Here is a 4,808-nt window from a genome sequence, read left to right as displayed (position 1 = left end):
ATTTTACTTTATATTGAACTTTTGCAAATCTAAATAAAGTTATTAAAATCCCTTGTATACTTGTTATTTCAATCGATTTCGTAATTTTTAATGTTGTATAGTTTTTATATAGTTCAACTAATTATTTTCAACACGATATAACTGTAACTTTATAAAAAAGTTTAACTTCAAATAAAACCAACAACATGAAAAAAATTACTATGTCGATTTTCCTCTTATTTTCTTTAGCAGGATTCTCCCAACAACAACAATACAATTTAGGTTTTGAGCCATCGACACCTTCTGGAACCTTAAGCAATTGGGTTTCTTTTGAAAATCCAAATCCAGCAGTTTCAATAGTAACAAATCCAGATCCAGATGGTGTTAACACTTCTGCGACCACTAACGTTATGAAAATTGATTTTACGCAAAATACGGCTTGTTATGCCGGAGTAATCAACACTCAAGGAGCTTTGGGTACTTGGAGATTTGATACTGCTGTACCAAGTAACATTACTGTTAGTATGCAAGTTAACAAAAGCATCGCTGGAAAAGTAGGAATTAAATTTGTAACTCCAACAAACGGAACTGTCATCGAAGTTACAACTAATGAAGGTTTAGTTAATACCTTGAACCAATGGGTAACTTTATCTTGGAATATTTCTGGATTAAATACAGCTGAACAAGCTTCACCAAGTAGCACTAATCAATTTGTAATTTTTGTTGATTTTACTTGCGGTGGGCCAGATAGAACTGCAGGAGGAACACTTCTTGTAGATAATGTTGTTTGGAATGCAAACAAAATAACCAATCCTGCAACTTGTAGTGATGGAATTCAAAATGGAACCGAAACAGGTATAGATTGTGGAGGTACATGTACTCCATGTGCAGGACAAGAACCATTAGTAGCGGCTCCAACTCCTCCAGCGAGAAATGCAGCTGATGTTATTTCAATTTACAGTAATGCTTATGCTAATGTAGCTTTAAGTGAGTTGCCAACTACTTGGTCGCAACTTTCAACTTTTACACCAGTCCAAATTCAAGGTAACGATACTTGGAAAATGACAGGTTGTGAATTTTTAGGAATGGTAACAAATTATGGTACTGGTGTGAATTTATCAGCTATGGAAAAAATGCATATTGATTATTGGACTCCAAATACAAATGCAATTGGTGTAAAGATTGTAAATACTGTAAATGGAGGTGAAGCAACAGCTCCACTTGGCGCTACTGTTACAGGTTCATGGCAAAGTATTGAAGTAGATATGACTGCATTTGCTGCATTACCAAATAAATCAGCAATTACCCAATTGTTAATTGACCCATCAGCGCCTTCTACTTTATTTATCGATAATTTTTATTTTTATAAAGGTACAGCATTGAATAATTCAAGTTTTGAAGTTTCTAAAATCAAAATGTATCCAAACCCTACAAGAAACTCATTTACAATCGAGGCTAAAAATAACATCCAGAATGTTAGCGTTTTAAATATGTTAGGTCAACAAGTTTTATCTGTAAATCCTGATGCATTGACTACATCTATAGATTTAGCATCGTTCCAAAATGGTGTTTACATTGTTAGAAGTACCGTTGACGGAATTGTTTCTAGCTCAAAAATAATTAAAGAATAGTTTTTTAAATAGTTTAGTTTTTTAAAGCACGTCGTAAGGCGTGCTTTTTTTTTTGAGTTTTTATTTCATATATTTAGCGTATAATTTTTCAGCAAATGAATATTCGAAATTTCCTTTTTATATTTTCATTGTTAATAAGCATTTCTTGTTTTTCGCAAGAGTTTCCTCCAATTGCAAAATATCAATCCAATATTTATGGTGCTGGAAATCAGAATTGGATGATATCTCAAGATGCCAATCAATTTCTTTTCTTTGCTAATAACGAGGGTTTATTGGAGTTTAATGGTTCTGCCTGGACATTATATCCATCACCCAATGAAACTATTATTAGATCGGTTAATTGTATCGATGACAAGATTTATACTGGTTCTTACATGGATTTTGGTTATTGGAATCGGAAAAAAGATGGACAATTAGTATACAATTCATTGTGCAAAGAGCTTAAAGTGAAATTATTGTATGACGAGCAATTTTGGAATATTTTACCTTTCGATAATTGGATATTGTTTCAATCACTTCAACGCATATATGCTTATAATATTAAAACAAAAAAATTCTCTGTAATTCAACCTAAAGAAGCAATCATTAGAGCTTTTAAAACTTCGAAAGGTATATTTTATCAAACTAATGAAGGTTTGTTTGAAATTGAAGGCGGAAAAAGTAAAATGTTTCTTAACTCCGATCTTATTAAAGTCAATCGCTTAGTAAACATAATTGAGACTAGTGACGGATTACTTTTCATTACCCAAAATAATGGAATTTATTTATATCAAAATAATAGTATTTCGAAATTTTCCACAACAGTAGATAATCAAATTCAACAAAGCGGAATTTACAGCGCTCAAAAACTTCATGATGGCAGTATCGCTTTGGGAACAATTTCTAACGGTATTTTTATTTTAGATTCGTTAGGAAATGAAAAGTTTCATATTAGTCAAAGAAATAAATTAGGTAATAATACCATCCTTTCGTTATTTGAAGATTTAGATAAAAATCTTTGGTTAGGACTTGACAACGGAATTAATTGTATTAATCTTCAATCATCGATAAGAAGTTATGTCGACGATTCTGGAGTTTTAGGAACAATTTATGCATCGGTAGTTTTTAAAAATAAATTATATATTGGAACCAATCAAGGTTTATTTTGCAAGAATGTTGATTCAAATAGTGATTTTAGTTTTATCCAAGGAACTAAAGGTCAGGTTTGGTCTTTATTTGCTTACGATAACACATTATTTTGCGGACATGATTCAGGAACTTTTATTGTTAATGATCAAAGTGCAAATTTAATTTTTAAACAATCTGGAACATGGAAGTTTGAAACAAATGCAGGTAAAATTTTTCAGGGAAATTATTATGGAATTTCGGTATTAGAGAAACAAAATGGAACTTGGAAATTCAAAAATAAAATAAAAAATTTCGATTATTCTTCTAAATACTTCGAGATAGTTAAGGGAAATCAAATCTATGTTGGACACGAATACAATGGAATTTTTAGGCTAGACATCAACGCTGATTTTACCAATGTAACAAATAAATACAAGTATCAAGATCCTAAAAAAGGTAAAAATGCCTCTTTAGTCAAGTTTAATGATCAGTTGTATTATGCATCTAAGGAAGGTATTTATAAACTTAATTTAAAAGATAGGAAGTTTTATAAAGATAAAAATCTAAGCCAAATATATGAGAATGAAGAGTATGTTTCGGGTAAGATGATTGTTGATGCATCCAATAACCTTTGGTTTTTTACAAAAAATTATATTCATTACTATTCTAAAGGAAAGTTATCTGCTGATTTAAAACGCAACAGTTTACCAATTCCAGCCTCATTAACAAATTCGATGCCTGGTTATGAAAATATCTCTCAAATCAATAGTAATACTTACTTAATTGGTACTACTGATGGTTATTACTTATTAAAAAATAGTTTTATAAAACAAAATAAATACAATGTTTCAATAACTGGTGTTTCAAGCAACATATTAAATAAAAAATTAATTAATTCATCCATTGCAGAGGCAGGAGAGTTTCAGCATGATGATAACAATATAACATTTAGTTTTACCATTCCAGATTATGACATCTACTTAAACAGTGAGTACCAATATAAGCTTGAAGGTTTACACGACGATTGGAAAGAATGGACATCTATACCATCTGTAAAATTTGAAAATTTACCATCTGGCGATTATGTTTTTAAAGTTCGTGCCAAAGTTGCCAATTCGATAACAGAAAATATAGCAAGTTATTCGTTTGAAATAAAGAAGCCTTGGTATGCCAGTAATTTTGCATTATTAGCTTATATTCTTCTTTTTGGAATTATTGCCTATTACATAAACAAACTATACACGCAATACCACGATAGGCGTCACCAAAAAATTATTGCTGAGAACAATCTTTTACTTGAATTGAAAGAATTGGAAATTCAAAAAGAGATTATGAATATTAAGAACGAGCAGTTAAGTATTGATGTAGATAAGAAAAATAAAGAACTTGCTGCATCAACGATAAACTTAATTGAGAAGACGGAACTGTTGAATATCATTAAAGAAGATTTAAAAAATTCGGATGATAGTAATTCCAATAGAAGTATAAAATCTATCATATCAACAATCAACAAAAGCGTTAAAGAAGAAGACACTTGGAATAAATTTAAAGACGCTTTTGATAGTGCTGATAAAGATTTTCTTAAAAAAATAAAATTACAACATCCAAGTTTAACTCCCAATGATTTGAGGATATGTGCCTATTTAAGATTGAACTTATCTTCTAAAGAAATTGCACCTCTTTTAAATATTTCTGTACGCAGTGTAGAGATAAAGCGATATCGTTTGCGTAAAAAAATGGATTTACAGCATGAACAAGGTCTTGTTGAGTACATTTTAAATGTATAACCTTTACAAATTTCCCTTTTTTACCTATACAACAACACAACATTGCGTTATTTTATTGCAATTAAGTTGCTATTTTATGTAATTTTAATGAATTGATTTTTATCATTTTTAGTATGTTTTTTACATGAATATGATAAAAAAATGCATCGATAATCACAATGTATATTTTTTGTTGTGGTTCTTTTTACGTTGTATGTACTATTAACTTTTATTTTTATGAAATAATTAGCTGAGTAAATGCAAACCTGTTCAGTCACGGTTAATGAAAAAATATTCAAGTACAATTTACCAATAATTTTAAATC

Annotated in this window: 2 protein-coding genes; both read left to right on the top strand. The window is 30.0% G+C overall.

Annotation, left to right across the window (positions count from 1 at the left end; all coding sequences use genetic code 11):
* The first annotated feature begins 185 nt into the window (after positions 1-185).
* Positions 186-1,610: a T9SS type A sorting domain-containing protein gene (locus DIU01_RS01070; protein ID WP_290831413.1), complete on the top strand. Its 1,425-nt coding sequence runs from the start codon at positions 186-188 to the stop codon at positions 1,608-1,610.
* Between the two features lie 95 nt (positions 1,611-1,705).
* Positions 1,706-4,504: a triple tyrosine motif-containing protein gene (locus DIU01_RS01065; protein ID WP_290831412.1), complete on the top strand. Its 2,799-nt coding sequence runs from the start codon at positions 1,706-1,708 to the stop codon at positions 4,502-4,504.
* Positions 4,505-4,808 lie beyond the last annotated feature (304 nt).

The sequence above is a fragment of the Flavobacterium sp. genome (assembly GCF_003525665.1).
GTDB lineage: Bacteria > Bacteroidota > Bacteroidia > Flavobacteriales > Flavobacteriaceae > Flavobacterium.
This window is presented reverse-complemented; position numbering and strand designations above follow the sequence as displayed.

Bases quoted from the DNA above. Each gene is read 5' to 3' on its own strand.
- DIU01_RS01070 (WP_290831413.1), top strand. From the start codon at position 186: ATGAAAAAAATTACTATGTCGATTTTCCTCTTATTTTCTTTAGCAGGA.
- DIU01_RS01065 (WP_290831412.1), top strand. From the start codon at position 1,706: ATGAATATTCGAAATTTCCTTTTTATATTTTCATTGTTAATAAGCATT.